Raw genomic sequence first — 21577 nt, forward strand, 5'->3', positions numbered from 1 at the left:
TGGATCGCCATACTGGCCAATGTCGCAGCGTCACCAAGTGCCCGCGATCCACGGGCCACCCCGCCATTCTGCGGAATGACCATATTTTCTGCTGTGGTCCGACTTGCTTCGCGACGTTACCCGAGCTTCGGGCGGACGCCGAGTACCGCCGTACCGACGCGTACGTGTGTCGCCCCGGCCGCGACGGCCTCCTCGAGGTCCGCGCTCATCCCTGCCGACACCATGTTCGCAGCCGGACGGGTCGCGCGCAGGGCAGTCGACAAATCCATCAACCGGTCGAAGGCGGCGCGTTGTCTGCCCGCGTACGGACCGGAGAGCGGGGCGACGGTCATCAGTCCGTCGAGCCGCAGCCCGGGGGCGGCGTCCACCGCGGCCGCCAACTCCTCGATCCCCTCCGGCGAGACGCCGCCACGGGCACCGCGCTCCCCGGATTCGGCGTCGAGCGCGACCTGGAGCAGGCACCCGAGCTCCCGCCCCTCCTTCTCCGCGGCCGCGGAGAGGGAGGAAACGAGCTTCAAGCGGTCGACAGACTGCACCACATCGGCATAACCCGCCACGGATCGGACTTTGTTGGTCTGCAACTGGCCGACGAAGTGCCAGGTCAGATCAAGGTCGGCGCACGCGGCGGCCTTGGGGGCGGCGTCCTGGTCCCGGTTCTCGGCGACGTGCCGCACGCCGAGTTCGTACAGCAGGCGCGCATCGGTCGCGGGGTAGGTCTTGGTGACCACGATGAGGGTCACCTCCTCCCGCGCGCGCCCGGCGGCGGTGCAGGCGGCGGCGATGCGCTCCTCCACCAGGGCCAGGTTCTCGGCGAGTTGCTGCTTGCGGTCCGTCATGCCTCTTCCCGGTTCAACCAGACATATCCCGCGAGTCGCCCGGTGGTGCGGTCGCGGCGGTACGAGTAGTGGTCACCGGACTCCCGGGTGCAGACCGTGCCGGCCTGCCGGTCCGTGACGCCGAGCCGTTCGAGCTGGGCGAGGACCCCGGCGGTGACGTCGACGGCGGGGGTGCCCCAGCTCGTCTCGGCCCAGGCGGCGGGCTCGGTCTCCGCGACCTCCGCGCGCATCGCCTCCGGCACCTCGTAACACCGCCCGCAGACGGCGGGGCCGGTGCGGGCGACGATACGGGCGGGGTCCGCGCCGAGGCCGATCATGGCCTCGACCGCTGCGGGGACGACACCGGCGACCAGTCCCGGCCGTCCGGCGTGGGCGGCGGAGACCACTCCGGCGACGGGGTCCGCGAGGAGGACCGGGACGCAGTCGGCGGTGAGGACGGCGAGGGCGAGCCCGCGGGCCGAGGTCACCAGACCGTCGACCGCCGGGACGGGCCCGGTGCTCCACGGCCCCTCGACCTCGGCGACGTCCGCGCCGTGCACCTGGTTCATCCAGACCACCCGCGCCGGGTCGAGCCCGAGGGCGCCGGCGGCCAGTGCCCGGTTGGTGCGTACGGCATCGGGGTCGTCCCCCACCGCGCCGCCGAGGTTGAGCTCCTCGTACGGAACGGCGCTCACCCCGCCCCACCTGTCGGTGAAGGCGAAGTGCGCGCCGTTCGCGTCGAAGTACTGCCCTATCACTTCAGGAAGTCCGGGACGTCCAGCTCTTCGGCCTGGGAGTCCGCGTACGGACGGGCCGGCGGGACGACCGGAGGGGCGGGCGCCAACGGGGTCTCGTTGACGACCGGGACCTGCTCGACCGGGACGGACACCGGCTCCTCGCGGGGGGCCACGGTACCGAGGCCGCCCATGGAGCGGGAGGGCTCGACGCTGCGGGGGGCCGGAGCCGGCTCCTCGCGCTTGGCCGAGACCGAGCCGATGATGTTGTCCCGGCGGGCCGGCGGCTGACCGCCGTCGAAGCCCGCCGCGATGACGGTGACCCGGACCTCGTCGCCCAGGGCGTCGTCGATGACGGCGCCGAAGATGATGTTGGCCTCGGGGTGGGCGGCCTCGCTGACCAGCTGCGCGGCCTCGTTGATCTCGAAGAGACCGAGGTCGCTGCCGCCGGAGATGGAGAGCAGCACGCCACGGGCGCCGTCGATGGAGGCCTCCAGGAGCGGCGAGGAGATCGCCATCTCCGCGGCGGCCACCGCGCGGTCGTCGCCACGGGCGGAGCCGATGCCCATGAGGGCGGACCCGGCCTCGGACATGACCGACTTGACGTCGGCGAAGTCGAGGTTGATCAGACCCGGGGTGGTGATGAGGTCGGTGATGCCCTGGACGCCGCTCAGCAGCACCTGGTCGGCCGACTTGAACGCGTCGAGCACGGAGACCTGACGGTCCGAGATCGAGAGCAGTCGGTCGTTCGGGATGACGATGAGGGTGTCGACCTCTTCGCGGAGCTCGGCGATGCCGTCCTCCGCCTGGTTCGCGCGACGCCGGCCCTCGAAGGTGAACGGTCGCGTGACCACACCGATCGTCAGGGCGCCGAGCGAACGCGCGATGTTGGCCACGACGGGTGCGCCGCCGGTGCCGGTGCCGCCGCCTTCGCCGGCGGTGACGAAGACCATGTCGGCCCCCTTGAGGACCTCCTCGATCTCCTCACGGTGGTCCTCAGCCGCCTTACGACCGACGGCCGGGTTCGCCCCGGCCCCCAGGCCGCGGGTGAGTTCACGACCGACGTCGAGCTTGACGTCGGCGTCGCTCATCAACAGCGCTTGCGCGTCGGTGTTGATCGCGATGAACTCGACGCCCTTGAGGCCGACCTCGATCATTCGGTTGATGGCATTGACACCACCGCCGCCGACACCGATGACCTTGATGACTGCGAGGTAGTTCTGCGGTGCTGCCACGTCGAAGGCCTCTCGCCTCGAGTTACGTGTCGCCGATACGCGGTGGTTGGTCGCGCTGCGACGACGGATGCCGATTGGGGCGGTCCGGAACGCCGACCCAAACCCTAACGTTGAAGTTTAGGGTTACCAGCGTCTCTGTTCGCTGGACTCTTCCGAACAGGACACTAAGTCGACAAGCGGCGCACGTTCAACGAACACGCCGAACCTCCCGTTTTTCTTTTCACCCTATGTGATCACCCGTAGCGCTGGCCAACCAGGGTGCTGGCCAGCGCCGATACTCGTCAACTGCCCGACGAAGCGGGTGCCGTGGGGGCACTTACATCGAAGTGCCCCGCTTTGGGCGATGCCTTCATGAGAGCGGTCAGCACCCGGGCTTTCACCCGGCCGTGCTCGCCGCTGCCCCAGAAGACGGTGCGCCCCTTGGTCAGCTCCAGAGTGACGGAGTCGTACGAGGTGACGCGGACGACACGAGTGTTCTCCGCGATTTCGCCCGGGAGTTCACCCCGGACGCGAACCGCCTCGCGGAGCAGCCGGTCCGCGTCGAAACGACGCAGGCTGGGCGAGGTGGCGGTGTCGAGGACCAGCCGGGGGACGCCGCGGGGGGCGGTGTCGACGGTGGCGAACCGCATGCCGGTCGCGTCCACTTCGATGAACTTTCCGCCCTTTTCCAGGAGGAGGACCGGCTGCCGTTCCGTCACTTTCAGACCGATTCCGTGCGGCCAGGAACGCACGACGTCGACGGTCTCGATGCGCGGGAACCCCTGCCGGAGCCGGACCTCGATCGCGTCGGTGTCGACGGAGACGAGAGGGGCTCCCGCCGGGACGGCGGCGACCGCCTCGATCTCGCCCGGGGTCAGCACCCGCACGCCGGAAGTCTTCACACGTTCCACACGGAACCAGGTCGATCCGTAGAGCGCCCAGATCCCGCCGGCCACGAGCGCGACGACGCCGAGCGCCACGAGGAGCACCCGTGGGGCGGGCACCCGGAATCGACTGTTCCGGGCGCCCGTGCGGGGCGGCCGTTCCGAGGACCCCTTCGGCTTGTTCGCGCCGCTCTTCTCGGCGGTCGTCGATCCGGCTGCCACGCTTCCGCCTTTCGCCGCCGCTACGCCTGTCGGCGGGCGGCGATCGCCTCGTACACCATGCCGACGAGCAGGTCGTCGGCATCCCTGCGGCCGAACTCGGCGGCGGCGCGGGACATCTCGTACAACCGGTGCGGATCGGCCAGTACGGGCAGGACGTTGCCCTGCACCCACTGCGGGGTCAGCTCCGCGTCGTCGACGAGGAGCCCGCCGCCCGCCTTGACCACCGGCTGGGCGTTGAGCCGCTGTTCGCCGTTGCCGATGGGCAGCGGGACGTACGCGGCGGGCAGCCCGACGGCGGAGAGCTCGGCGACGGTCATGGCGCCCGCGCGGCAGAGCATCATGTCCGCCGCGGCGTACGCGAGATCCATCCGGTCCACGTACGGTACCGGCACGTACGGCGGCATACCGGGCATGTTGTCGACGCGCGGCATTTCGTTCTTCGGGCCGACCGCGTGCAGGATCTGGATGCCGGAGCGCTGGAGCACCGGGGCGATCTGCTGGACGACCTCGTTGAGCCGCCGGGCGCCCTGCGAACCGCCCGAGACGAGCAGCGTCGGCAGGTTCGGGTCGAGCCCGAAGGCGGCGCGCGCCTCGGGGCGCACCCGGGCCCGGTCGAGGGTCGCGATGGTGTGCCGCAGCGGGATGCCGATGTAGCGGGCGTTGCGGAGCTTGCTGTCCGGGGTGGCGACGGCGACCCCGGCCGCGTACCGCGAACCGATCTTGTTGGCCAGTCCGGGCCGGGCGTTGGCCTCGTGGACCACGATCGGCACCCCGAGCCGCTTGGCCGCGAGATAGCCGGGCAGGGCCACGTAGCCGCCGAAGCCGACCACACAGTCGGCCTTCGTGCGCTCCAGGATCTGCTCGGCGGCCTTGATCGTGCCGCGCAGCCGCCCGGGGACGGTGATCAGCTCGGGGGTGGGCTTACGGGGCAGCGGTACGGCGGGGATGAGCGCCAACTCGTAGCCCCGCTCGGGCACGAGCCGGGTCTCCAGACCCTTTTCCGTGCCCAGCGCTGTGATCCCCACGCTGGGGTCCTGCCTGCGCAGGGCGTCCGCGAGGGCCAGCGCGGGCTCGATGTGGCCGGCGGTCCCCCCGCCGGCGAGTACGACATGCACCGAAATTCACCGCTCTCCGGACGGGCGCTTCTTGACGCGCCGTCGCATCGACTTCCATCTCACCCCGGCCTGCTTGCCCCGGCCGGGGCGGCGCAGGGCCAGGGCCGCTTTCGCGGCGGGTTCCTGTCGCGCGAAGGCGATGAGGAGCCCGACGGCGAACATGGTCGGCAGCAGGGCCGACCCCCCGTACGAGAACAGCGGGAGCGGGACACCGGCGATCGGCAGCAGACCGAGCACCGCACCGATGTTGATCACGGCCTGCGCCGTGATCCAGGTGGTCACACCTCCCGCGGCGTACCTCACGAAGGGGTCCTCCGTGCGTCCGGCCACGCGGATACCCGCATAGCCTAGAGCCGCGAACAGGGCGAGTACCGACAGCGTCCCCGCGAGACCCAGTTCCTCACCGGTGACCGCGAAGATGAAGTCGGTGTGCGCTTCGGGGAGTTGGCCCCATTTCTCCACACTGGCACCCAGTCCGGAACCGAACCATCCGCCCGAGGCCAGAGCATAGATTCCGTGCGCGGCCTGCAGACAGGGGGCTCCCTCGCCTCCGGGGTCGGTCGCGCCGATGCAGTCGAAGCGCTTCATCCGGTTGTCACTCGTCTTGATCAGCAGCACGCCGATCGCGCCGGCGACGGAGAGCACCCCGACGAAGAGCCGGGTGGGTGCGCCGGCCGTCCACAGCAGGCCGAAGAGGATCGCGGCGAGGATGATCGAGGTGCCCATGTCGCCGCCGAGCATGATCAGTCCGAGCAGCATGAAGGCCACGGGGACCAGCGGCACCAGCATGTGCTTCCACTGGGACAGCAGCCGCATGTCCTGCTTGCGGGCCAGCAGGTCGGCCCCCCACAGGATCAGCGCCAGCTTGCCGAACTCGCTGGGCTGAAGCTGGAAGGGGCCGCCGAGGGAGATCCAGTTCTGGTTGCCGTTGACCGAGTGCCCTATCCCGGGGATCTGCACGAGGACCATCAGGAAGACCGCGCCGACGAGGATCGGGTAGGCGAGCGCCCGGTGCAGCTTCACCGGCATCCGGGAGGCGGCCAGCAGGAGTCCGGTGCCGAGGAGCGCGGCGAAGAACTGCTTGCGGAAGAAGTAGGACGGCACCAGGTCGTAGCGGAGTGCCGTGATCATCGAGGCGGAGAAGACCATCACCAGGCCGAGCATGGTGATGAGCAGTGCCGCGCCGATGATCACGTAGTACGCGGTGAGCGGCCTGTCCCAGGCCTTCAGCGCCCTCTCGCGCAGTCGACGTACGCCCCCGCCGCGCCCTCGCCGCGGGGTCGCTGGGGCCCGCCCTCCGCCGCGTACGGCGGAAGGCCGGCGTGTCCCGGCGATCTTGCTCGGCATGGTCGCTGCCCCCTCCAGTCGTGCCCGGTCCGGCCGGACCCTCCCACTGGTCAGGTCAGGCGTCCCCGGTGGCGGCGAGGGCGCGGACGGCGTCCGCGAAGGCCTCGCCCCGCTTGTTGTAGTTGGTGAACATGTCCATCGAGGCGCAGGCCGGGGCGAGGAGCACCGTGTCCCCCGGGCGGGCCAGCCGGGCCGCCTCCCGGACCGCCTCGGACATCGCCCCAGTGTCGGTCCGGTCGAGGTCCACCACCGGGACCTCCGGGGCGTGTCGCGCCAGGGCTTCGCGGATCAGCGCGCGGTCGGCGCCGATCAGGACGGCCCCGCGCAAGCGCTTCGCCGACTTCTCCACGAGCTCGTCGAAGGCCGCGCCCTTGGCGAGACCGCCGGCGATCCAGACGATCGGGTCGTAGGCCGCCAACGAGGCTTCCGCGGCGTGCGTGTTGGTGGCCTTGGAGTCGTCGACGTACGTGACGCCCTCGATCTCCTCGACCAGTTCGATGCGGTGCGGGTCGGGGCGGAAGGCCTGCAGTCCGTCCCGTACGGCCTTCGCGTCGACGCCGAAGGCGCGGGCGAGGGCGGCCGCGGCCAGCGCGTTGGCGATGTTGTGCGGGGCCGGCGGCTGGACGTCGGAGACCTCGGCCAGCTCCTGGGCGTTCTTCTGCCGGTTCTCGACGAAGGCCCGGTCGACGAGGATGCCCTCGACGACGCCCAGTTCGGACGGACCGGGGGTGCCGAGGGTGAAGCCGATCGCGCGGCAGCCCTCCTCGACGTCGGCCTCGACGACCAGGTCCTCGGTGGCCTTGTCGGCGACGTTGTAGACGCAGGCGATCTGGTTGCCCTCGTAGATCCGGCCCTTGTCGGCGGCGTACGCCTCCATCGAGCCGTGCCAGTCGAGGTGGTCGGGCGCCAGGTTGAGCACGGCGGCCGAGTGGACGCGGACGGACGGCGCCCAGTGGAGCTGGTAGCTGGACAGCTCGACGACGAGCACGTCGTACTGCTCCTCGCCGAGGACGGCGTCGAGCAGCGAGACCCCGATGTTGCCGACGGCGGCGGTCCGCAGACCGGCCGCCTCCAGGATCGAGGCGAGCATCCGCACGGTCGTGGTCTTGCCGTTGGTGCCGGTGACCGCGAGCCACGGAGCGGCGCCGGGACCCCGGAGCCGCCAGGCCAGTTCGACGTCGCCCCAGACCTCCACGCCCGCCTCGGCGGCGGCCGCGAAGAGGGGCTTGTCGGGCCGCCAGCCGGGGGTGGTGACGATCAGCTCGGTGCCGGTCGGCAGGGTCGCCCCGTCGCCGAGGCGGACGGTCACGCCCTCCGCCTCCAACTCGGCGGCCTGTGCCCGGGAGCGCTCGTCGTCGCCGTCGTTGACGACGGTCACGACCGCACCCAGGCCGTGCAGGACGCGGGCGGCCGGGATGCCGGACACCCCGAGCCCCGCGACGGTGACCTTCTTGCCGTTCCAGTCGAGCTGTTCTGTCACTTCTCTGCTGCCCATCCCGCGTAGAAGAGGCCCAGGCCCACGATCACGCACATGCCCTGGATGATCCAGAACCGGACGACGACCAGGACCTCGGACCACCCCTTGAGTTCGAAGTGGTGCTGGAGGGGGGCCATCCGGAAGACGCGCTTGCCGGTCATCTTGAACGAGCCGACCTGGATGACCACGGACATCGTGATCAGGACGAACAGGCCGCCGAGCAGGGCCAGCAGGAGCTCCGTACGGGAGCAGATGGCGAGACCGGCGAGGGCGCCGCCGAGGGCGAGCGAGCCGGTGTCACCCATGAAGATCTTGGCGGGCGAGGTGTTCCACCAGAGGAAGCCGAAGCAGGAGCCCATCAGGGCGGAGGCGACGACGGCGAGGTCGAGCGGGTCGCGGACCTCGAAGCAGGCGTTGGGGTTGGTCAGGGTCATGGCGTTCGCACAGGACTCCTGGAACTGCCAGAGCCCGATGAAGGTGTACGCGCCGAAGACCATCACCGAGGCGCCGGTGGCCAGGCCGTCCAGCCCGTCCGTCAGGTTCACGCCGTTGGACATGGCGAGAATCATGAAGAGCGCCCAGACCACGAACAGCACGGGTCCGAGGGCCCAGCCGAAGTCCGTGATGAAGGAGAGCTTCGTGGAGGCGGGCGTGAGCCCGCGCAGGTCCGCGAACTGCAGCGACAGCACGGCGAAGGCGATGCCGACGATCAGCTGGCCGGCCATCTTCGCCTTGGCCCGCAGACCCAGCGAACGCTGCTTGACGATCTTGATGTAGTCGTCGAGGAAGCCGACCAGGCCCATGCCGGCCATGAGGAACAGCACCAGGATGCCCGAGTACGTCGGGTCCTCACCGGTGATGACCTTCGCCAGGGCGTACGCGATGAGCGTGGCCAGGATGAAGGAGATGCCGCCCATGGTGGGCGTGCCCTTCTTCCCGGCGTGGCCGCGCGGGCCGTCGTCCCGGATGAACTGCCCGTACCCCTTGCGGGCCAGGAGCTTGATCAGAAGCGGGGTGCCGATCAGGGTCAGGAAGAGCCCGATGGCCCCCGCGAAGAGGATCTGCCTCATCGTCCGGCGACCTCGCCCTCGGTGTCGAGGAGGGCCAGCGCGACCCGTTCGAGACCGACCGACCTGGAAGCCTTCACAAGGACGACGTCCCCCGGGCGCAGCTCACTGCGCAACAGGTCGACAGCCGCCTGCGCGTCGGACACGTGCACCGACTCCTCACCCCACGAACCCTCGTTATATGCGCCCAGTTGCAGCCAGGACGCTTCCCTGTCCCCGACCGCGACGAGCTTGCTGACGTTGAGCCGGACGGCAAGCCGTCCGACCGCGTCGTGCTCGACGAGCGATGCGTCACCGAGCTCGGCCATCTTGCCGAGCACCGCCCACGTACGAGCCCCTCGGGCCTGAGCGGCCCGGCCCATGGACGCGAGCGCGCGCAGGGCGGCTCGCATGGACTCGGGGTTGGCGTTGTAGGCGTCGTTGACGATCGTCACGCCGTCCGGACGCTCGGTGACCTCCATGCGCCAGCGCGACAGGGTGCCGGCCTCGGAGAGCGCGGTGGCGATCTCTTCGACAGGCATGCCCAGCTCGTGCGCGACGGCGGCCGCGGCGAGCGCGTTCGACACGTGGTGCTCACCGTACAGGCGCAAGGTCACGTCACTGCACCCGGTGGGTGTGTGAAGCGTGAAAGCAGGCTGTCCGTTCTCTGTGAGGCGGACGTTCTCGGCCCGTACGGCCGCTTCGTCCGCTTCGCCGAAGAGGATCACGCGGGCCTTGGTGCGGCTCGCCATCGCGCGGACGAGCGGGTCGTCGGCGTTGAGGACCGCGACTCCCCCCTCCTCGGCGGAGGGCAGGGACTCGACGAGCTCGCCCTTGGCCTCGGCGATCTGCTCCCGGCCGCCGAACTCTCCGATGTGGGCGGTGCCCACGTTGAGGACGAGGCCGATACGGGGCGGGGTGAGGCCCGTGAGGTACCGGATGTGGCCGATGCCGCGGGCGCCCATCTCCAGGACCAGGTGCCGGGTCTCGTCGCTCGCGGTGAGTGCGGTGAGCGGCAGGCCGATCTCGTTGTTGAGGGAGCCGGGCGTCCACACCGTGGGTGCGTGCCGGGCGAGGACCTGGGCGATCAGGTCCTTCGTGGAGGTCTTGCCCGCCGAGCCGGTGAGGGCGACGACGTCGGTGCCGAGCCGCTCGACGACCGCGCGGGCGAGGGCCCCCAGCGCGGTCTGGACGTCGTCCACGACGATCGCGGGGACGCCGACGGGGCGGGCGGCGAGCACGGCCGCCGCGCCCTCCGCCACCGCGCGCTCCGCGTAGTCGTGGCCGTCGACGCGCTCGCCCGCGAAGGCGACGAAGAGGCTGCCGGGCCGCACCTCGCGGGAGTCGATGACGACGGGCCCGTCGACCAGGGCGGCCGGATCCGGTATGTCGTGCTTCTGCCCGCCGACGATTTCGGCGATCTCGGCGAGGGAGAGGGCGATCACTGCTTCATCCCTGACTGTTCTGGTGGCTGTCTGCGTCCTTGCCGCCCACCAGGGCGGCCCGGGCGTTCTTCTCGGTGATCGCCGCGCGCAGGACCTGGCGGTCGTCGAAGGGGCGTACGACCCCGGCGATCTCCTGGCCCTGTTCGTGGCCCTTGCCCGCGACCAGGACGGTGTCGCCCGGCTGTGCGCGGGCCACGGCGGCGGCGATGGCGGCGGCGCGGTCGGCGAGGACGAGGACCTCGCCGCGCTCCCCCGCGGGGACCTCCGCGGCGCCCGCGAGCATGGCGGTGAGGATCGTGAGCGGGTCCTCCGAGCGGGGGTTGTCGGAGGTCAGGACGGCGGTGTCGGCGAGCCGGGCCGCCGCGCCGCCCATGGGGCCGCGCTTGGTGGTGTCCCGGTCGCCGCCGCAGCCGATGACCACGTGCAGCTTGCCCTCGGTGACCTCCCGCAGGGAGCGCAGGACCGATTCGACGGCGTCCGTCTTGTGGGCGTAGTCGACGACCGCGAGGTACGGCTGGCCGGCTTCGACCCGCTCCAGGCGGCCGGGTACGCCGGGGACGGCGGCGATGCCGTCGGCGGCGCTCTTCGGTTCGAGGCCCGCGGCGGCGAGGGTCGCGATCGCCGCGAGGGTGTTGGCGACGTTGAACGGGCCGGGCAGCGGGGCGGTGGCGGAGATCCGCTCGCCCTGCGGGCCGACGGCGGTGAACGTCGAGTCGTGGGAGCCCAGGACGAGGTCCTCGGCACGCCAGTCGGCGTCCTCGCGACCCTCCACGGAGAAGCCGACGACCGGCACGGTCGCCTCCTCGGCGAGCCTGCGGCCGTACGCGTCGTCCAGGTTCACCACGCCGAGCCTGCTGCGCTCGGGGGTGAAGAGCGCGGCCTTGGCCCGGAAGTAGTCCTCCATGTCGGAGTGGAACTCCATGTGCTCCGGGCTGAGGTTGTTGAAGACGGCGACGTCGAAGACGCAGCCGTCGACCCGGCCGAGCACGAGGGCGTGGCTGGAGACCTCCATGGCGACCGCCTCGACGCCCCGCTCGCGCATGACGGCGAAGAGGGCCTGGAGGTCGGTGGCCTCGGGCGTCGTACGTTCCGACTTGATGCGCTCGTCGCCGATGCGCATCTCGACGGTGCCGACGAGGCCGGTGCTCCGCCCGGCGCCGCGCAGGCCGCCCTCGACGAGGTAGGCCGTGGTGGTCTTGCCGGAGGTGCCGGTGATGCCGATCTGGAGGAGGGCGGCGCCGGGCCGCCCGTAGATCTCGGCGGCGAGCTCGCCCATCCGGCCGCGCGGGTTCTCCACGACGAGGACCGGCAGGCCGGTCGCGGCGGCGCGCTCGGCGCCCGCCGGGTCGGTCAGGACCGCGGCGGCTCCGAGCCCGGCGGCCTGGGCGACGAAGTCGGCGCCGTGGGCGCGGGCACCGGGCAGGGCCGCGTACACGTCCCCTGGGCGTACGGCCCGGGAGTCGTGGGTGATCCCCGTGATGTCCACGGGGCCGGCGTCGGGGGTCTCGACGCCCAGCTGCGCGGCCAGGTCGCCCAGGGGTGTCGGGCGGGCCTGCTCCGGCCGGGGCGGGGTGGTTCGGTACTGATCAGCGTGTGGCACGGCGGTGAGCGTACCGGGCGCACCCTGTGCGGGGCCAAAAGAGCCCGGGGCGTCGCCGGAGTTCGATTTCCGGTTGCCGGAATGGTTGGTGATCGTTGTCACTGGTGCTCCCGGAGTGTCACGGGGTGTCGTCGGAGAAGACCGGCAGTCGGGCGGGCTCGCTGCCCGAGGGGGCGACGTGCAGGGTCTTGAGGGCGAACTCCATGACCTTCTTGTAGATGGGTCCGCAGATCTGGCCGCCGAAGTAGCTGCCCTTGGTGGGGTTCTGGATGGCGCAGTAGACGGTGACCTGCGGCTTGTCGGCGGGGGCGAAGCCGGCGAAGGAGGCGGTGTACCCCTTGTAGCGGCCGAGTTCGGGGTCGACCCGGTTGGCGGTGCCGGTCTTGCCGGCGACGCGGTAGCCGGGGATGGCGGCCCGGTTGCCGGTGCCTTCCCTGTCGTCGACGACGGACTCCAGCATCTTGGCGAGGGTGTCGGCGGTCTTCTCGCTGACGACCCGGCTCTCCTGGGGGGCGGGGGCCGGGCTGAAGCGGCCGTCGGGGCCCTTGGTGCCGCGCACGAGGGTCGGTTCGATCCGTACGCCTCCGTTGGCGATGGTCGAGTAGACGGAGGCGGCCTGCATGGCGCTGACGGAGAGGCCCTGGCCGAAGGGGATCGTGTACTGCTGCGAGGTCGACCAGTCCTCGGGCTTGGCGAGGATGCCGGGGGTCTCCCCCGGGTAGTCGAGGCCGGTGAGGCTGCCCATGCCGAACTTGCGCAGGTAGGAGTAGAGGACCCGGTTGGACTCGGCCTGGGTGGCGCCGAGCTGGCCGGTGGCGAGGATCGTGCCGATGTTGCTGGACTTGGCGAGGACGCCGTTGAGGGTCAGGTGCCAGGTCTTGTGGTCGATGTCGTCCTTGAAGAGCCGGTCGCCACGGTGGAGCCGGTTGGGGACGGTGACATGGGTGTCGGGGGTCGCCTTGCCCTCCTCCAGGACGGCGGCCATGGACATGACCTTGCTGGTGGAGCCGGGCTCGTAGGCGTCCTGGAGGGCCGCGTTGCCCATGGAGGCCGCGTTGGCGGCGGAGAGGTCGTTGGGGTCGAAGCCGGGGGCGTTGGCCATGGCGAGGACCTCGCCCGTCTTCGTGTTCTGCACGATGACGTACCCGCGGTCGGCCTTGGACTTCTTCACCTGCTCGGTGATGGCCTGCTGGGCGGCCCACTGGATGTCCCGGTCGATGGTGAGCTCGATGTCGGAGCCGGGAACGGCCGGGGTGCCCTGGGAGCCGGCGGTGGGCACCTGCCGGCCACCGGACTCGGTGAAGCGGACCTTGCCGTCCTTGCCGGCGAGCTCCGGGTCGAGCATGGACTCCACGCCGCCGGCACCCCGGCCCTCGGCGTTCACGTACCCCAGTATCCCGGCGGCGAGCTCGCCGTTCGGGTACACGCGCTTGGTGCTGGGCTCGCTGAGGACGCCGCCGAGCAGGTTGACGCCGGTGCCGCCGGCGCTCTGCGCCTTCTGCCCGTAGACCTTCCTGAGGTCCTTGATCTGGTTCCAGACCTGCGGGGTCTGCTTCCGGGCGAGGAGGGTGTAGCGGGACTTGGGGGTACGGAGCTTCTTCGCGAGCTCGGCGGGCTCCTTGCCCAGGATCGGGGCGAGGAGGGCCGCGGCCTGCTCGGGCGCGTCGGGGAGCTTGGACTCCTCGGGCGTGAAGAGCTTCGGGTCGGCGGTGATGTCGTACGCGTCGACGCTGGCGGCGAGCGCGATGCCGTTGCGGTCGGTGATCTCGCCCCGCTCGGCGGAGAGCGTGTGGTCCTGGAAGCGGTACTTGTCGGCCTTGGCGGCGTACGCGCTGGCGTCGACGGCCTGGACCTGGAGCAGCCGGACCACGAAGACCAGCATGACGAGGGTCAGGCCGAAGGAGATCAGCCGGAGCCGGGGCCGGGGGTTGCCGAGCCGGATGGTGCGGGGCCGCCGGGCCGGGGGCCGGGGCGCGGGGCGCTTCGCGGCCGGGCGCGGGGCGGGACGCGAGGCGGGACGGGAGGGGCGGGCTCCGGCGGAGACGGGCCGGGGGCGTGCGGGCCGGGCGGGTCCGGGGACACGGCGGCGCGGGGGCTCCTTGGGGGGCACTGGCACTGCTCGGTCACCTGCCGGAGGTCGGTTGTACGGGGGTGGCTGCGGTTGCCGAGGGCGTGGGTCCGGGCGCTGTCCGTGCCTGGTCGGTGCCGGTGAGGCCCGGACTGGCGGCACCCGCGCCGGTGGGGCTGGTGCCGGTCGAGTTCGTGCTGGTGTTCGCCGGTGGCTTCGGGGAGTCGGCGGAGGCAGGCGGCGGGGTCTTCGCCCGGGCCTTCGGGGTGGGCGTCGGCTTCGGGGAGGCCGCGGCCGAGGGCACGCCGAGCACCTTGCCGTCCGGGCCGAGGAAGGCGGGGCTGCCGCCCGGGACCATGCCGAGCTCGCGGGCCCGCCGCGCCAGGGCGTCGGGGGCCGCGTAGTCGTCCACGTCCCGCTGGAGCGCCTGCTGCTCGTCGGTGAGCTCGGTGGTCCTGTCCTTGAGCTCACGCAGCTTGAAGGAGCCCTGGTTGAGGGCCGAGTTCAGCAGGAGCAGGGCGATGAGCCCGCCGCCGAGGAGGACGAAGACGAGCAGGACGAAGGGGGTGCGGGCGGCCGAGCTGGGCCCCGACGGCATGAGCCGTCCGAGTCGCGCGGCCCGCCCTTTGAGGGGCTCCTTCGCCGTACTCACCGCACGTCCTCCCGGATGCGCTGCGCACCGCGGAGCCGGGCGGGCGCGGCGCGGCGGTTCTCGGCGACCTCTTCCTCGGTGGGGAGCTCGGCTCCCCGGGTGAGGAGCTTCAGGCGCGGCTGGTACTTCTCCGGGACCACCGGGAGCCCGGGCGGGGCGGTGGTCGCGGCGCCGGCCGCGAAGACCTGCTTGACGATGCGGTCCTCGAGCGACTGGTAGGAGAGGACGGCGATCCGGCCGCCGACGGCGAGGGCCTTCACGGCCGCCGGGATCGCCTTCTCGACGCTGTCGAGCTCACGGTTGACCTCGATGCGCAGGGCCTGGAAGGTCCGCTTGGCCGGGTTGCCACCGGTGCGCTTGGCCGCCTGGGGCAGCGAGTCACGGATGAGCTCGACGAGCCGGGCGCTGTTGGTGAAGGGCTCCTTGTCGCGCTCGCGCGCGATCGCGGAGACGATCCGCTTGGCCTGCTTCTCCTCGCCGTACGCGCGCAGGATGCGGACCAGCTCGCCCGGCGGGTAGGTGTTGAGGACCTCGGCCGCGCTGATGCCGGTCGTCTGGTCCATGCGCATGTCGAGCGGGGCGTCCTGCGCGTAGGCGAAGCCGCGGTCGGCCTCGTCCAGCTGCATGGAGGAGACGCCCAGGTCGAAGAGGACGCCGTCCACCGTGGGGATGCCGAGCCGGTCGAGGACCTCGGGCAGCTCGTCGTACACGGCGTGGACGAGCGTGGCGCGCTCCCCGAAGGGGGCCAGACGCTCACCGGAGAGGCGCAGCGCCTCCTTGTCCCGGTCGAGGGCGACGAGCCGCACCTCGGGGAAGCGTTCGAGCAGGGCCTCGCTGTGGCCGCCGAGGCCCAGGGTGCAGTCGACGACGACCGCGCCGGGGCGCTCCAGTGCGGGGGCCAACATGTCCAGGCACCGCTGGAGCATCACCGGGACGTGTCGGTCGTTGCTCAATGCGCCCTCTCAGATCCGGCGCGGTGGCACGTACCGCCGGGCTCCCGCCCCGCACCGGCTACCGCGCGAGCGGGAGGAGGCCGAGCCGTAGGTACCGCCGCACACACGGGGGAGAAACCGCGGAAATCGCTCGATGTCTCCGTGAACTTCGCGTCACTTTAGTCCACGGGACCCGCCGGTCAATCAACCGCCTGGCGCGTCGCACGGAGCCGGCGGACCCGGGGGACATTCCGGACGGCTCACTCGTTCGGGGCCCGGCTTCCCCCACCTGTGGGTTAGCTCACAACAAGCCTCAATGGCGTTCTTTGTCCCCTCTCACAGCAGGCCCGGCGACCTTGTGCCCGTTAACGTCGGACCCATGTCGACATCCGCGCACCCCTCCGCCGACGCCGTACGCACCGCCGACACGGTCACCGACCGCCTCGTCGAGGCGAACGAGCGCTACGCCGCCGACTTCACCGACCCCGGAATGGACGCGCGGCCCGTGCTGCGCGTCGCCGTCGTCGCCTGCATGGACGCCCGTCTCGACCTGCACGCGGCCCTGGGTCTCGAACTCGGCGACTGCCACACCATCCGCAACGCGGGCGGCGTGGTCACCGACGACGTGATCCGGTCCCTCACGATCAGCCAGCGCGCCCTCGGCACGCGCAGCGTGATGCTGGTCCACCACACGGGCTGCGGTCTCGAATCGCTGACCGAGGACTTCCGGCACGAGCTGGAGGACGAGGTCGGTCAGCGGCCGGCCTGGGCGGTCGAGGCGTTCCGCGACGTGGACCAGGACGTCCGCCAGTCGATGCAGCGGGTGCGGACCTCCCCCTTCCTTCTGCACGCCGACGACGTCCGGGGCTTCGTCTTCGACGTGACGACCGGTCTGCTGCGCGAGATCGACCCCTCGTAGCCGACTCCGCACGGGCCCGGTCGAACTGGCATAACGGAGCAAACCCCGGCATTTCCCTCGCACTTGTCCACAGGCGAGTGACACGACCGGCCCCGGCAACAAGAATGCTCGGGTGACACCCCCCGAAAACATTCCACGGGGGCAGGTGTCCCTGTTCCGGAAGGCCGAGGAGGGCCGGGTGACGACCTATGACGATCGAGCGAGCCTCACTGATCTGACCACGACCGCGGAGCGTGTCCGCAGGTCGGTGGAGAGTGTGATCGAGGGCAAGCCCGAGGTCGTACGGCTTTCGCTGACCGTGCTGCTCGCCGAGGGACACCTCCTCATCGAGGATGTCCCCGGCGTCGGCAAGACCATGCTCGCCAAGACGCTGGCGCGGTCCATCGACTGCTCGGTGCGCCGCATCCAGTTCACGCCCGACCTGCTGCCCTCGGACATCACGGGCGTGTCGATCTTCGACCAGCAGCGGCGGGACTTCGAGTTCAAGCCGGGCGCGATCTTCGCGCAGATCGTGATCGGCGACGAGATCAACCGCGCCTCGCCGAAGACCCAGTCCGCGCTCCTGGAGTCCATGGAGGAGCGTCAGGTCACCGTCGACGGCCAGACGTACGAGCTGCCCGACCCGTTCATGGTCGTCGCCACCCAGAACCCGGTGGAGATGGAGGGCACCTACCCGCTGCCCGAGGCCCAGCGCGACCGCTTCATGGCCCGGGTCTCCATCGGCTACCCGAGCGCCGAGGCCGAGCTCCAGATGCTCGACACGCACGGCTCGGTCTCCCCGCTGGACGACCTCCAGCCGGTCGCCCACGCCCACGACATCATGAAGCTGATCGAGGCCGTGCGCGCGGTCCACGTCGCCGACGCCGTCCGCCGGTACGCGGTCGACATCGTCGCCGCCACCCGCACCCACACCGACCTGCGGCTCGGCGCCTCCCCCCGGGCCACGCTGCACCTGCTGCGGGCCGCCAAGGCCTCCGCCGCGCTCAGCGGCCGCGAGTACGTCCTGCCGGACGACCTCCAGGCCCTCGCCGCGCCGGTCCTCGCCCACCGGCTGATGCCGACGGCGCAGGCCCAGCTGAACCGGCGTACCGCCGAGCAGGTCGTCCAGGACATCCTGCAGCGCACCCCCGTCCCGGCCGCGGCCCCGCCCGCCGGACCGCTCTACGGCCAGCAGCAGCAGCCCGGCGCCCGGCGGCTGTGATGACGACCGCTGCCGTGCCTGACGGACAGCGGGGCGACGACGACCGGGGCGGCCTGCGGGCCGCCCTGGGCGGTCTCACCACCCGCGGCCGGTCCTTCCTCGCCGCCGGGGTGGCCGCCGCCGTCTGCGCGTACGTCCTCGGCCAGGCCGACCTGCTGCGCGTCGGGCTGCTCCTCGCCGCCCTGCCGCTGATCTGCGTCCTCGTGCTGCACCGCACCCGCTACCGCGTCGCGGCCTCCCGCCGCCTCACCCCGCAGCGGGTGGAGGCGGGCGCCGAGGCCCGGGTCCAGCTGCGCATGGAGAACGTCTCCAAGCTCCCCACGGGGCTGCTCATGCTCCAGGACCACGTGCCGTACATGCTGGGGCCCCGCCCCCGCTTCGTCCTCGACCGGGTCGAGGCGGGCGGCCGGCGCGAGGTCTCCTACCGGGTCCGCTCCGACCTGCGCGGACGCTTCCCGCTCGGTCCGCTCCAGCTGCGGCTCAACGACCCCTTCGGGATGTGCGAGCTGACCCGCTCGTTCAGCGCGTACGACACCCTCACCGTCGTCCCGCGGACCGAGGCGCTGCCCCCGGTGAAGCTGGCCGGCGAGGCCGCGGGGTACGGCGACGGGCAGCAGCGCTCCCTGGCGCTCGCCGGCGACGACGACGTCATCCCGCGCACCTACCGCCACGGCGACGACCTGCGCCGGGTGCACTGGCGCTCCACCGCCCGCTACGGCGAGCTGATGGTCCGCCGCGAGGAGCAGCCGCAGCGCGCCCGCTGCACCGTGCTCCTCGACACCCGCCGGGTCGCCTACCAGGGCACCGGCCCCGACTCCGCCTTCGAGTGGGCGGTCTCCGGCGCCGCCTCCTCCCTCGTGCACATGCTGGAGCGCGGCTACGCGGTCCGGCTGCTCACCGACACCGGCAGCGCGGTGCCCGGCCAGGGCTCCGACGGCTTCGCCGGCTCGACGCAGGACTCGGCCGACACGGCCGGACTGCTGATGGACACCCTCGCGATCGTCGACCACTCCGAGGGCGCCGGGCTCTCCCGCGCCTCCGACGTGCTGCGCGGCGGCAACGAAGGGCTGCTCATCGCCTTCCTCGGCGACCTCGACGAGGAGCAGGCCGCCCTCACCGCCCGGATGCGCGGACGGACCGGCGCGGCCGTCGCCTTCGTCCTGGACTCGGGCACCTGGCTGACCGGCGGCGCCGTCGCCGGCCGGGTCGAGAACCGCGTACGACAGCTGCGCGAGGCGGGCTGGACGGCGGTGGCCGTACCGCCCGGGGCGCGGATCGCCGACCTGTGGCAGCAGGCCTCCGGAGGCCGTACGCAGTCCGACACCTACGGAGGTTGGTCATGAGCGGCCGCACGCGGCTGACGCTCGCCGCCTGGGGCGCCACCCTGATGGCGGCCGGAGCGCTGCTCCCGCTGGTGAAGCCGGCGACCTGGATCTTCACGGCGGCCTTCGTCCTGGCCCTGGTGAGCGGCGCGGGCACGCTGGCCCGGCGGGTGCCGCTGGCCCGGCCGCTGACCCTGCTCGCGCAGGTGGCCGTCGCGCTGCTCGCGCTGACCGTGATCTTCGCCCGCGACCAGGCGGTCCTCTGGCTGATCCCGGGCCCACAGGCGCTCACGCACGCCGTCGACCTGTTCCAGGCGGGCGCCGAGGACGTCGGCCGGTACGCGGTCCCCGCGCCGGACACCGAGGGCATCCGGCTCATGCTCGTCGGCGGCGTGATCGCGATCGGGCTCCTGGTGGACACCCTCGCGGTCACCTTCCGCAGGGCGGCCCCGGCCGGACTGCCGCTGCTGGCGCTGTACTCGGTCGCCGCCGGGCTCTCCGGCGGTGGCGCGGGCTGGCTCTGGTTCCTCCTCGCGGCCTCCGGCTACCTGCTGCTGCTCCTCGCCGAGGGCCGCGACCGGCTCTCCCAGTGGGGGCGGGTCTTCGGTGGCGCCCAGCGGTCCGCCCGGCCCGGCTCGACGGTCGGGAGCGGCGGCCCCGCCTTCGCCCCGGCCCGCACCGGCCGGCGGATCGGCGCCGTCGCGATGGGCGTCGCCCTCGCGGTGCCGCTCGCGCTGCCGGGCCTCTCCGGCGGGCTGTTCGGAAACGGCAGCGGCGGAGGGAAGGGCGGCACCGGCCCGGGCGGCACCATCTCCGCGGTGAACCCGCTCGTCTCCCTCCAGGAGAACCTGCGCCAGCCGGAGGACCGGGAGGTCCTCCGCTACCGGACCAACGCCAAGGACACCAGCGGCCTGTATCTGCGGCTCGTCGCCCTCGACCAGTTCGACGGCACCTCCTGGAAGTCCTCGGTCCGCCCGATCGAGGACGTGCCGGAACAACTGCCGTGGCCGGAAGGGCTCGCCCAGGACGTCCGGATCACCGAGGTCACCAGCAACTTCGTCGCCTCCGACGCGTACGAGCAGAAGTGGCTGCCCATGCCGTACCCGGCCGGCCGGGTCGACATCGACGGGAAGTGGCGCTTCGAGCCGACCGGCCGGATGCTCGTCGGCGACGGCAAGCAGACCACCCGGGGCGCCCGCTACCAGGTCTCCAGCCTGGACGTGCAACCCACGTCCGGGCAGCTGGCCGCGGCCGGGCCCGCCCCGGAGAAGCTGCGCCGCGAGTACACCAAGGTGCCCGAGTCCCTCCCCGCCGACGTGAAGGCCATGGCCCTCGAGGTCACGAAGGGCGCGCGGAACGACTACGAGCGGGCGGTGAAGCTCCAGGACTGGTTCGCCGACGACGGTGGCTTCCGCTACGACGTCGACGTGGACTCCGGCACCGGGGTGCAGGCGATCTCCCGCTTCCTGAAGGACAAGGAGGGCTTCTGCGTCCACTTCTCCTTCTCCATGGCGGCGATGGCCCGCTCGCTCGGCATCCCCGCACGGGTGGCCGTCGGCTTCATGCCGGGCACCACGCAGACCGACGGCTCCGTGTCGGTGGGCATCCGGGACGCGCACGCCTGGCCCGAGCTGTACTTCGACGGGGCGGGCTGGATGCGGTTCGAGCCCACGCCCTCGCGGGGCTCCACCCCGGCGTACACCCGGGAGAGCACGCCCTCGGGCGCGGCCACCGGTCCCGCGCAGCCCCAGCAGAGCGCCTCGGCGCAGCCGTCCGCCGCGCCGACCGCCTCGGAGAGCTGCACGCCGCAGCAGCGCCGGCTCGGCGACTGCGGCCCGGACGCCGCAGCGGGCGGTGCCACCTCGGACGGTTCGGGGTCGGATCCGCTGAAGGTCGTACTGCTCTCCCTCGGGGCGCTCGTGGTGCTCGCCCTGCCGTTCCTGCCGATGTTCTGGCGGACCCGTGTGCGGGCTCGCCGGCTCGGCCCGGGCGGCGGTCGCGGCCCCGAGGAGCTGGCGGCGCGGACGCTCGCGGTCTGGCGGGAGATCACCGACACGGCCTGGGACTACGGGGTCGAGCCGGACGAGTCGATGACGCCGAGGAAGACGGCGGAGCGCCTGGTCCGACTGGGTGAGCTGCGGGGCGAGCCGGCGGACGCGGTGCACCGCGTGGCCGGTGCCGTGGAAGAGGTGCTCTACGCGCCCCGGCCGGTGCCGGCGGCGGGTCTCGCCGAGGAGGCCGCCCGGATCCGGGCGGGTCTCCACGCGAGCGCCGACGGCCGGGCGCGCCTCCGTGCCCGGCTGGCCCCGCGTTCGGCCGTCCGTCTCCGCTGGGCGGCCTCCGAGCGCTGGTCGTCCGTGACGTCGGTGTGGTCGCTGCGCCGGCACGCCCTGCTCTCCCGTGTGTCGGCCACCTTCCGCCGCACGTCCCGCGAGGCGGGCTGACCGGCCCGGGTGGGGGGCGCACGATCCGGCGCCCCCACCCGGAGTTCGCGCCCCCTGATAGGCCCAACGGGTGAACGGATGCCCTGCGGCGACGACGGATGCCCTGACGGCGGCCTGTGCCCCGGCCCCAGCCCGTGCCT

General features: G+C 72.1%; 17 protein-coding genes. 4 read left to right on the forward strand and 13 right to left on the reverse strand.

Going from position 1 to position 21577, the window contains the following annotated elements; all coding sequences use genetic code 11:
* Positions 1-116 precede the first annotated feature (116 nt).
* The 13 genes from OG580_RS09035 to rsmH form a co-directional block, all read right to left on the reverse strand.
* Positions 117-836: a YggS family pyridoxal phosphate-dependent enzyme gene (locus OG580_RS09035; protein ID WP_267043117.1), complete on the reverse strand. Its 720-nt coding sequence runs from the start codon at positions 834-836 to the stop codon at positions 117-119.
* Entirely contained in the window at positions 833-1573 is a 741-nt protein-coding gene (gene pgeF, locus OG580_RS09040) for a peptidoglycan editing factor PgeF (RefSeq protein ID WP_267043118.1), read from the reverse strand. The genes OG580_RS09035 and pgeF overlap by 4 nt, the downstream gene beginning before the upstream one ends.
* Positions 1570-2784, reverse strand: a complete 1215-nt coding sequence (gene ftsZ / locus OG580_RS09045; protein WP_267043119.1) for a cell division protein FtsZ — start codon at positions 2782-2784, stop codon at positions 1570-1572. Before ftsZ ends, pgeF begins: the two co-directional genes overlap by 4 nt.
* Before the next feature lie 281 nt (positions 2785-3065).
* Positions 3066-3869, reverse strand: a complete 804-nt coding sequence (locus OG580_RS09050) for a cell division protein FtsQ/DivIB (protein WP_267043120.1) — start codon at positions 3867-3869, stop codon at positions 3066-3068.
* Between the two features lie 20 nt (positions 3870-3889).
* Complete coding sequence (gene murG, locus OG580_RS09055) at positions 3890-4984, reverse strand: undecaprenyldiphospho-muramoylpentapeptide beta-N-acetylglucosaminyltransferase (protein ID WP_024757246.1); 1095 nt, start codon at positions 4982-4984, stop codon at positions 3890-3892.
* Between the two features lie 6 nt (positions 4985-4990).
* On the reverse strand, positions 4991-6331 hold the full coding sequence (gene ftsW / locus OG580_RS09060) for a putative lipid II flippase FtsW (RefSeq protein ID WP_267043121.1): 1341 nt from the start codon (positions 6329-6331) through the stop codon (positions 4991-4993).
* A gap of 55 nt (positions 6332-6386) precedes the next feature.
* Entirely contained in the window at positions 6387-7826 is a 1440-nt protein-coding gene (murD, locus tag OG580_RS09065) for a UDP-N-acetylmuramoyl-L-alanine--D-glutamate ligase (protein WP_267043122.1), read from the reverse strand.
* The gene (mraY, locus tag OG580_RS09070) at positions 7808-8878 is read right to left on the reverse strand and encodes a phospho-N-acetylmuramoyl-pentapeptide-transferase (protein ID WP_267043123.1); all 1071 of its coding nucleotides are present in this window, start codon (positions 8876-8878) and stop codon (positions 7808-7810) included. The genes murD and mraY overlap by 19 nt, the downstream gene beginning before the upstream one ends.
* Positions 8875-10299 carry a UDP-N-acetylmuramoyl-tripeptide--D-alanyl-D-alanine ligase gene (gene murF, locus OG580_RS09075; RefSeq protein WP_267043124.1) on the reverse strand — a complete coding sequence of 475 codons (1425 nt, stop codon included), beginning with the start codon at positions 10297-10299 and terminating at the stop codon, positions 8875-8877. Before murF ends, mraY begins: the two co-directional genes overlap by 4 nt.
* Before the next feature lie 4 nt (positions 10300-10303).
* Complete coding sequence (locus OG580_RS09080; protein WP_267043125.1) at positions 10304-11899, reverse strand: UDP-N-acetylmuramoyl-L-alanyl-D-glutamate--2,6-diaminopimelate ligase; 1596 nt, start codon at positions 11897-11899, stop codon at positions 10304-10306.
* A 118-nt stretch (positions 11900-12017) separates the two neighbouring features.
* Complete coding sequence (locus OG580_RS09085) at positions 12018-14009, reverse strand: penicillin-binding protein 2 (protein ID WP_267047946.1); 1992 nt, start codon at positions 14007-14009, stop codon at positions 12018-12020.
* A 13-nt stretch (positions 14010-14022) separates the two neighbouring features.
* Complete coding sequence (locus OG580_RS09090) at positions 14023-14619, reverse strand: hypothetical protein (RefSeq protein ID WP_267043126.1); 597 nt, start codon at positions 14617-14619, stop codon at positions 14023-14025.
* Entirely contained in the window at positions 14616-15572 is a 957-nt protein-coding gene (rsmH, locus tag OG580_RS09095) for a 16S rRNA (cytosine(1402)-N(4))-methyltransferase RsmH (protein ID WP_267043127.1), read from the reverse strand. Before rsmH ends, OG580_RS09090 begins: the two co-directional genes overlap by 4 nt.
* Positions 15573-15930: 358 nt before the next feature.
* Here rsmH and OG580_RS09100 point away from each other — a divergent pair, with 358 nt between their 5' ends.
* The 4 genes from OG580_RS09100 (at position 15931) to OG580_RS09115 (ending at position 21437) form a co-directional block, all read left to right on the forward strand.
* A complete protein-coding gene (locus tag OG580_RS09100; RefSeq protein WP_267043128.1) occupies positions 15931-16470 on the forward strand; it encodes a carbonic anhydrase in 540 nt (179 codons plus the stop codon).
* Positions 16471-16648: 178 nt separating this feature from the next.
* Positions 16649-17671, forward strand: a complete 1023-nt coding sequence (locus OG580_RS09105; RefSeq protein ID WP_267043129.1) for a MoxR family ATPase — start codon at positions 16649-16651, stop codon at positions 17669-17671.
* On the forward strand, positions 17671-19014 hold the full coding sequence (locus OG580_RS09110) for a DUF58 domain-containing protein (RefSeq protein WP_267043130.1): 1344 nt from the start codon (positions 17671-17673) through the stop codon (positions 19012-19014). Before OG580_RS09105 ends, OG580_RS09110 begins: the two co-directional genes overlap by 1 nt.
* Complete coding sequence (locus OG580_RS09115; protein WP_267043131.1) at positions 19011-21437, forward strand: DUF3488 and transglutaminase-like domain-containing protein; 2427 nt, start codon at positions 19011-19013, stop codon at positions 21435-21437. Before OG580_RS09110 ends, OG580_RS09115 begins: the two co-directional genes overlap by 4 nt.
* The last annotated feature ends 140 nt before the right edge of the window (positions 21438-21577 follow it).

Source organism: Streptomyces sp. NBC_00094 (assembly GCF_026343125.1).
GTDB lineage: Bacteria > Actinomycetota > Actinomycetes > Streptomycetales > Streptomycetaceae > Streptomyces.